This window comes from Bradyrhizobium sp. Mp27 (assembly GCF_029953005.1).
Lineage (GTDB): Bacteria > Pseudomonadota > Alphaproteobacteria > Rhizobiales > Xanthobacteraceae > Bradyrhizobium > Bradyrhizobium barranii.
The window spans coordinates 1-6749 of record NZ_JASAUS010000257.1 but is presented as its reverse complement, the minus strand read 5'-3'; the positions used below and the strand labels follow the sequence as shown (position 1 = coordinate 6749).

Sequence of the window (6749 nt, the reverse complement as noted above, 5' to 3'; positions counted from 1 at the left end):
AACCAGAACACTGACTCTATCTCCCATCGGCCGTAGCGGGCTGCTCACGATCGTCTGAATTCAGTGCTCACGATCGCGCGAAATCGATGCTCACGATCCGTGAAATCCGCATTCTTGCTCCACGCTCGGAATCAGAACGTCACGCGCCACCTCGCGATCCCCCGATAGCCAGGTACGCAATGTTCGGGTCATGCCTTCGGCATCGAGGCGATCGGTCTTCGCTCGGCAGCCACGGCGCGGCATCAGGAAGCTCGCCGGATCGAACACCACCGTGCGGATGCCACGGGCCATCAGAAGCCGGGCAAGCCAGAACCCATCGTAACCGACCTCGTAGCAGAGAACGATCCGCAGCGGACGGCTCAACTGATGCTCTGCCTTGGTCTTACTGCTGTTGAGAATGCTGATCAGCCGATCAACATCCCTGGCCTTGATCTTGTGGGCGGTAGCCTTGTTGTCGCCTGGAACCGCAAATGCGCACACCCAGGACGTCTTGCTCAGCTCGAGCGCCACACAGCACACATCGACCGTATCAATGTTCGTTGTCATTGGAGAGCTCCCATGTTGACCACCGAAGTGATCATCAATGAGGGCACGATTCGGCGCCACTCGCTTCATAGGATCTATTACGACTCATCAATGACCGGTCACTCACCAAATCCTGCTGATCCAGCAGTCACGACGCGAGTGATCACGTTGATGCTTGCCGAAGAGTATTGAAGAGGGGCGCGCGCGCTGTTCGGTCCTAATTTTTCACTGACCCTCGTCAGCGAGAAGCTGGTCGCGGAACAGAGAGAGCATTAGCAATCCTTGCCATAACCAGCAGGCTTGGATTCCGCTTCAGCTTTTCGTCGCGCGGACGTACGTAAGATCCAGCTCGGCGTCGAACGCCAGTTGCTCTTGAGTACCGTTGCTTTTACGCCCGAGTCGGCCGTCGTTTCTGCCGTTCGCCCAATCGCCTCAGCGGGCATATAGTCTCTAGACTGTATGCCCGCCCTCCGTGGGCACTCTCGCTGGGAAATTCGTTCAATGAATCTCGGAAAACGCGAGCTCGAAAAACCTCTCGAAGTTTGAGATACTTTCGCCTCGAACATCGCCTGGGGCATCGCTTGCGATACTAATTTTGAGCATCGTCAATTTAGGAGGTGCTCATGAAATCGTCAGTAGCGTCGTCGGAACTGTCCGCCCAGAAGGTCGTTGCCCAGATTCGCAAAGTAAGGAAAGCAGCGGAAAAGGCATCAGAGAGCCACCGCCGGTTCGCCGATTACAGGTATCTGCGAGCTGTTTTACGCGCCTACAGGTATTTTGACGACAACAATCTATTACCTCACCTGCTTGAGACCGCGCCCAGTCTGTTGATGACGCCGGTGCGTGCGGACTGGCATCCGCTCAGGGTGATTATTGAAGCCACCTGCCTGCAGCCCGAATGCCGCGTTCGTAGCCGTTGGACCAGAGGTTTAGAGTACGCGGTGGGGGAAGGCATCGATCCTAAGGAATTGTCCCGCTTCATTCGAGCCCATAACGGAATCGCTGGATGTGCAGACTTGGCTAGCAAAACTAGACCCAAGCGCAACCGATATACGCCTGACTAGCCGTCAACCGGCGATGCGATTGACCGGATCAAACGATGCGTTTGTTGAACAATCTTCACGGCGGCTGATTATATGTTCGGCTTGGCAATTGCCAAGCCGAGACGCCCCGGCACGGGGCTTTAGAAGTCATTGTAGGGGGGTTGGCGTGATGAGTGACGAGAGTGACGGCTTCTGGCCTTTGTAAATAGATCAGTAGTCATCATCGTAGCCTCTCTTATCTTAAAAAGAAAAAAACCGTCATTCTCGTCACTGCGACGAACATTGATCTTATTGGCCAGAGCCAAGATGGTCCCCGGTGAGGGACTGCCGGGCAGGATTCGTGAGTTGCCGCCCTGCCCGGCTTTCTTACTTGGCCCTGAGACCGAGGATCGTCTGGCCGCGATTCCGCTTCTTCATTGAGAAGCCTAGCGAGTTCAGATTACGGGCCACTGAGCCGGACTGCTGGATTCGAGTGTAACCCTTTGCCTGCGACCACCTAGTGTAAGCCGCGTAGAAATCGGCCAACAGATAACTCGCGGACGGTTCACGCACACAGCATTCCTGGACGAATGCCGGTAGCGGGTTAGCCTCAGCAAGCCATGCATCCTTGGCGGCGGTTATGGCCTCGGGGGGCTCGAACCGCATCCCCCTGCTGAGCACTCGTTGCAGCCCCTTGATCGCTCGGTTGAGAACGCCAGACATTTCGCCGCTCCAAATGTTCTTAAACAGTTCATCGTCCTTCTCCTCGTCCGTAAAGGTCCGATCAAACGGGATCACCATCAACCTTCGCCGCATTCCGAACGACACGTCGGCTAAGGACGGGACGTTATTGCACAGCAGGACCGGCAGGGACCTGATTGTGAAGTTGAACTGCGGCCCGTGCTTATGCTCCCCAGTTACTGTCTTGGCCTCACTGATCTTTTTGAGTTGCCCGTCGGGCAACCGAATACCGGCTTTCACATCGTCGTCGAGCAGGAGCAGCTTGCCAAGAAGATTGCCCAAGGCGAACTGGCTTTCCAAACTCTCGATCCTTTGAGCCGATACTAGATTGTCGCCGAGGAGCTTGAGAGCCGTCTGCATCAGAACGGTTTTGCCGTTACTGCCGCCGCCTTTCAGTATTATGACTGCGCCAATCTCCCGGCGGTGCTGAATCATGTAACCGACAACTTCATTCCAGTGGCGCACCATTCCCTTCGCCGTTGGTTGAGCCCGGCAGAATATCTCTTTGACGGCCTTGTCGTACTCTGGACACTTGGCGGACGGGTCGTAGTTCACGTTCAAACAATGCCGAAGGTAAGACGACGCCTGATGCTCGCGAAGTTGCGCATTGCCGCCGGTATCGATCCATAGCTCGCCGTTCAAGCAATTGATCACTGGAAGCGGCGCTTCAACGAACCGCAGCCGGTCATCGTTAACAGCGCGGCTCGCCTTCAACAGTGTGGCCACCTGGCCAATGATTGCCGAAGTAGCGGCGGCTCCCAGGTCCGGCATCGCCTGAATCGCGGCTAACGTTCGGCCACGCAGCCAACTCTCCTGCGCTGGCTCCCAGTGAGTGCCGTTGTACATCCAAAACCGTTCGTCTGCGCACCGGATGAGGTGGTCGCCACCCCCAAAGTCATTATCGAGCACGATCTTCATCACGCGCTCAGCTAGGTCGCTTTGGTCTTTGCCAACAGGATATCCCGCGACGCTTCGTGCAATGGTCTTAACCTCCTCCTTTCCAAGAGGAGGAACCAGATTCTTGTTCTCCGCCCGTAGAGCAGCAAGCAACGCAGCTTCTGACAACCCGTTCCGGCGCAACTTTCCTGCAATTGCCGTTAGTGAGTTGTTCCTGCTCCCGATATCCGTATCGTCTTTACCTTTGACCTCTGCGTTATGATTCTCGGGATTGGATCGCGAACGCATAAGCCATTTGGGAGCTTTCGCGATCTCGATATCATCCAAATCGCGCCCAGAGAGGAACCTGTAAAACTTGCCTGATCGATGGACGCTGCCGGGAGCAACCACATAGCCGCCGTCGCCTCTGATATCGACGCCTGCGCCGAGGCTCCCAACCGAGTTGCCAAACGGCTTCCGGCCTGCTCGGAAGTAGTAATGCACTCCCCTGCCCGTCTTGACCTTTGGTGTTTTTGGCAGTCTGCCATATGTCTTGACCAATTCGGCGAGTGACTTCTTACCATCCTCGCCATCGACGTCGACAACAACAAGGTTCGAAATCTTGCCGGTCGCGATTCCGATGTTTGCGTCAGGATTAGCGGCCCACCACTGCTTGATAGTCTTGCGGTCGGTCGTTGCATCCCTAACGCCGTGTGGTGTCATTGGATGCTTGCCGCGGTTGGTACACACAGAGCCGGCGCGGCACGAACATTTCCCGTCACGAACGGAATGGACAGGAAATACGGGCAGTCCTTTCGCCGCGTAATGGAGGGCCCACTTCTTGAGACGCATCGCGTCGCCTTTAGCTTCTTCAGTCGGCATGACCGGCCTCCGAGTTTTTGGACGGCACGATGTGCAGCACTTCGGCCGCAAAGCGGGATCGCGCGACCGGAGGCGCATCGACCCACACAAGTTTCAGGCGGGATGCTTCGTCCCAAGCTGCGACAAGCTCTTGAAATGCCTTCTCGGGATCTCGCCTGTTCAAGAAGTCTGGTTTGGCTTCGACGGCCTTCAGCGAGGTGCTGCTCGGAGCAGACAGAACGGGTTCGGCATCTCTTGGACCCGTCTCGGCTGCTTGGTCCTTTGATCTCGCGTTTCGCCTTTTTCGCTCTACAATTTCCGAGGCAATCTTCAGCTGCTCGCCAGCAGTCTTGCCTTCCGCGATTCTTAGGAGCGCAGATTGTTTTTCGTGGAGGCCAAGCTCGCGCGCCTTTGCCTTTGCCTCAGGTGATATACCGGCGATAGCTTCAGCCCGCCTGATCTGCCTCGCGGACACGCCCGTCTGGCGCGATGCTTCGCTGATGGCGCGGTCGTTCGGCTGCTGACCACCTGCAGGGTCGGCAGCCTGCCGAGACTGGTCTCGAATTGCTTGCAGCCATTCATGTTGAAGTTCGGCGCGATCTAGGGGGCACAGCTCCAATCGATGCAGATTCTCGGAGATGGCGATTGAGCGATTGTCCGGTTCGTTCGCGTTAAATTTGATAGCGTCGATGTGCGTCCAGCCCAGTCGGCGCGCCGCTTCAAGCCTGTGCTGGCCAGCAATGAGGACAAACTTGGAAGTCCCGGCGGCGACAGAGACCGGCGTCGTCAGGCCAATGCGATCAATTGACCCCATCAGATCGAGCACGTGGTTCTCGTCAAGCGAGCGATACGAACCTGAAAAAGTGATGTCGGCGACGGCAACCGACAGAAGCTTGCTCGCGACTAGCGAAGTAGTTGGCATAGGAGGCTTCGCGGGGCCGAACGCGGCCTTCGCTGAAGGCAGTCCCAGAAGCGGCCGATGGACTGAAGGCAAGTTTTTCATATTCGAACTCCTTGTTGAAGGAGTCAGAACATGATGCCACAGCTATCACCGACGAAGAGAATTAACCGCAGAAATGGAGTCAAACTCTGAAGAGTCTACTAAAGCTAAAACCCGGCTTACCTCCTTCTCGAAAGTAGCAATCGCTGGAAGACGAAGCTTGCCGGGTATGCGTCTAGCGATGTCGAGGACATTACGCGCTATCGACTCGCAACTCTCGTCCTCCGACGACCTTATCTCCCGCTTCAATAAATAGGCGGCCAAGAGAGCATTGACGTCCTTCCATGATTCAAGTTTATTCCTGCCGCTCTTGCCCCCACTCCCATCGTCCTGAACGAAGTCTGTGAGCATCTCCGGCAAGCTCCGCTTATAATCCTCCCACTCACTTATTGGCAGCATCACCTCGAAAAAATCGCTCTCATGCTCAAGGAGGTCGCAGAAGAGGTGCTCGGCCGAAGGCGGCTGCTTATCAGTTCCACGACGAGCTGCAGCATACTCAGTGGCGAATGGTCTAAGACGGACCTTGTACTCACCCTTTAGCCGGTTCGATTGTCCGACTCGAATCTTCCTGAAAGTCGCACCCGATATCTTAAGCCAATATTTGCTGGGAATCGGCACCCAAACCGGGCCGACCCCGGGCGCGTGAAATCCTGCGTGCACCTTCTCAGCCCTTAGTAGTTTCAGCAATTCGGCGTCCGCAATCTTCTCTCGCTTCTTCTTGGGAGGTACGCGCATACCCAACTGGATGGCCGCCTCGCGAAGAGTAACAACTTCGTCCACTGCCGGGTCAGCAGCGCGATTCGCGATTGACGCTTCCGTCAGTTTATTCATTTCGTCAGGACCGTTGATCGCATTATTAGCCATGGCGCACGTGCTCAGAACACGGCTGCGAGACGTTGCTGTTGGACCTGAGTCAGATCCAGCGGCAGCGGCTAGGCAGCGCCTCTAGTCAAATCACAGTTGAATGACAGATGAATGAACAAGGTACAGCACATCGCTACGCGAATGAAGGGGTCACTGCCAGATTCAGTGTTAATGCCTGCCTGCCTTCTATTTCGAACGCGTCAATGTGGACTGCGAGCAGCAAGGAAAGAACTACCGTTTTCCGCCCTACCGAGATCATGATTGCAGCGCACCCGACCCAGCCGCCAGGATGCTTCTAATATGCAACGGAAAGAGCGTCGCATTGGTCCCCGCCTTCTAACGCTTGGTGAAGCAGCTCTGTATTGCGGCATTAGTGTTCCGAGTTTCCGGAATCTCAGCCCAGTTAGACCTATTGCCCTCGGTCCGGGGCCGAAGCTTCAACGATACGACCGACAGATATTGGACGAATGGATCGACGATCTCGGAAAGGGACAGCCCGCAAAAGTGGATTGGCTAGCCGAATTGGATCGCAACAATGACCGTACTCAGGGTTAAGGGCTTAAAACGATATCGCGTGAAAGGGCGCTGGTACGCTTACCACCGGAAGTCGGGCACGAGGCTCAAGTCCGAATTCGGCACTGCTGAGTTCATCGCGGAGTTGGCGAGGTTGGAACGAAGGCTTAGGAAAATCGAGGCTCTACCGGGAACGCTTGGACAGCTTTTCTCCTCGTACAGAAAATCCGCCGCCTACAGAGCTATGGCTGATTTTGGGTGACGCGGCCTGATCAGGCGGCGTGGCTTTCAGTGTTCGGAATGACTTCGATTCCGTCGATGAACTTTACACCGGCGATGACTTTCGG

Annotated in this window: 7 protein-coding genes; 3 read left to right on the top strand and 4 right to left on the bottom strand. The window is 55.8% G+C overall.

Annotation, left to right across the window (positions count from 1 at the left end):
• Positions 1–90: 90 nt before the first annotated feature.
• Positions 91–510, bottom strand: coding sequence for a hypothetical protein (locus tag QJT78_RS47180; RefSeq protein WP_281460725.1), 420 nt, complete (start codon positions 508–510; stop codon positions 91–93).
• 48 nt (positions 511–558) lie between these two features.
• Between QJT78_RS47180 and QJT78_RS53365 the strand changes: the two genes are divergently transcribed.
• Together QJT78_RS53365 and QJT78_RS47170 are read left to right on the top strand one after the other, a co-directional pair.
• Positions 559–717 carry a DUF3768 domain-containing protein gene (locus QJT78_RS53365; RefSeq protein WP_312016860.1) on the top strand — a complete coding sequence of 53 codons (159 nt, stop codon included), beginning with the start codon at positions 559–561 and terminating at the stop codon, positions 715–717.
• A gap of 431 nt (positions 718–1148) precedes the next feature.
• Positions 1149–1589, top strand: coding sequence for a hypothetical protein (locus tag QJT78_RS47170; protein WP_157790078.1), 441 nt, complete (start codon positions 1149–1151; stop codon positions 1587–1589).
• A 345-nt stretch (positions 1590–1934) separates the two neighbouring features.
• Here the strand turns inward: QJT78_RS47170 and QJT78_RS47165 are convergent, their stop codons facing one another.
• The 3 genes from QJT78_RS47165 to QJT78_RS47155 are packed head-to-tail and all read right to left on the bottom strand — an operon-like array spanning position 1935 to position 5889.
• Positions 1935–4046, bottom strand: coding sequence for a phage/plasmid primase, P4 family (locus QJT78_RS47165; RefSeq protein ID WP_049808076.1), 2112 nt, complete (start codon positions 4044–4046; stop codon positions 1935–1937).
• Entirely contained in the window at positions 4036–5028 is a 993-nt protein-coding gene (locus tag QJT78_RS47160; RefSeq protein ID WP_080586898.1) for a ParB/RepB/Spo0J family partition protein, read from the bottom strand. The genes QJT78_RS47165 and QJT78_RS47160 overlap by 11 nt, the downstream gene beginning before the upstream one ends.
• Positions 5029–5073: 45 nt before the next feature.
• Positions 5074–5889, bottom strand: coding sequence for a hypothetical protein (locus QJT78_RS47155; RefSeq protein WP_028151431.1), 816 nt, complete (start codon positions 5887–5889; stop codon positions 5074–5076).
• Between the two features lie 535 nt (positions 5890–6424).
• On the opposite strand from QJT78_RS47155, the gene QJT78_RS47150 reads away from it, so the two are divergent.
• Entirely contained in the window at positions 6425–6664 is a 240-nt protein-coding gene (locus QJT78_RS47150; RefSeq protein WP_281460724.1) for a hypothetical protein, read from the top strand.
• Positions 6665–6749 lie beyond the last annotated feature (85 nt).

Coding starts and splice junctions, on each gene's coding strand:
- QJT78_RS53365 (WP_312016860.1), top strand. CDS start 559: ATGTTGACCACCGAAGTGATCATCAATGAGGGCACGATTCGGCGCCAC.
- QJT78_RS47155 (WP_028151431.1), bottom strand. CDS start 5,889: ATGGCTAATAATGCGATCAACGGTCCTGACGAAATGAATAAACTGACG.
- QJT78_RS47150 (WP_281460724.1), top strand. CDS start 6,425: ATGACCGTACTCAGGGTTAAGGGCTTAAAACGATATCGCGTGAAAGGG.
- QJT78_RS47160 (WP_080586898.1), bottom strand. CDS start 5,028: ATGAAAAACTTGCCTTCAGTCCATCGGCCGCTTCTGGGACTGCCTTCA.
- QJT78_RS47165 (WP_049808076.1), bottom strand. CDS start 4,046: ATGCCGACTGAAGAAGCTAAAGGCGACGCGATGCGTCTCAAGAAGTGG.
- QJT78_RS47170 (WP_157790078.1), top strand. CDS start 1,149: ATGAAATCGTCAGTAGCGTCGTCGGAACTGTCCGCCCAGAAGGTCGTT.